This is a genomic window from Bartonella sp. MR168JLCBS, assembly GCF_042194175.1.
The window spans coordinates 1-723 of the sequence record NZ_JBHIMP010000363.1; the positions used below are offsets into that span (position 1 = coordinate 1).

Sequence of the window (723 nt, forward strand, 5' to 3'; positions counted from 1 at the left end):
GAACCACGATAAGCTCAGAGTAAAAAGAATTGCTACCATGAAAAAAGCTGTTGCCGGAAAAATAGGTTTATTAAAGCTTTTAAAAAATCCAATATTGTTTATGAGCCATTCACCCTTATAATTGGCAAGAAAAAAGATGACCAATGGACCCATTTCCAAGAGAAATTTAAATATTGGTGAAAGAGACGGTTTTTGATAACCGTCAATATTTTTCGAATCGAGATTATTAGATAAATTAGGTTCAGAAAAATGCTGATTCATGAGTGTCTTCCTGCAATCGTTTTGGCAAAGTCAGAGGCAGAAAAAGGCTGAAGATCCTCAATATCCTCTCCGATACCAATAAAATAAACGGGTAATTTATATTTTGCGGCGATGGCAACAAGAATTCCTCCCCGTGCAGTACAATCGAGTTATGAATATACCATAAACCCCGGCGATATCGCTGAAAAGCTCTACTTGCCTTAGCGCATTCTCCCCGGAACTTGCGTCAAGTGTTTGAAGTATTGTATGAGGTGCGTGGGGGTTATGTTTGCCTAAAACACGAATAATTTTTGCTAATTCATCCATCAGTTCTGTTTTATTTTGTAAACGCCCGGCTGTATCAATAATCAATACATCACTATTTGCTTTTTTTGCTTTTTCATAGGCATCAAACGCTAAGCTAGCAGCATCTGCACCTAATTTTGTTGAAACAACAGGAGCTCCTATGCGTTCACTCCAAAT

At 37.8% G+C, this 723-nt stretch carries 2 pseudogenes; both read right to left on the reverse strand.

Annotated elements, in window-relative coordinates:
• A pseudogene (locus ACFIK8_RS11410) lies at nt 1–261 on the reverse strand (septation protein A); the annotation flags it as partial.
• A pseudogene (locus ACFIK8_RS11415) lies at nt 258–723 on the reverse strand (signal recognition particle-docking protein FtsY); the annotation flags it as partial. The pseudogenes ACFIK8_RS11410 and ACFIK8_RS11415, both read right to left, overlap by 4 nt.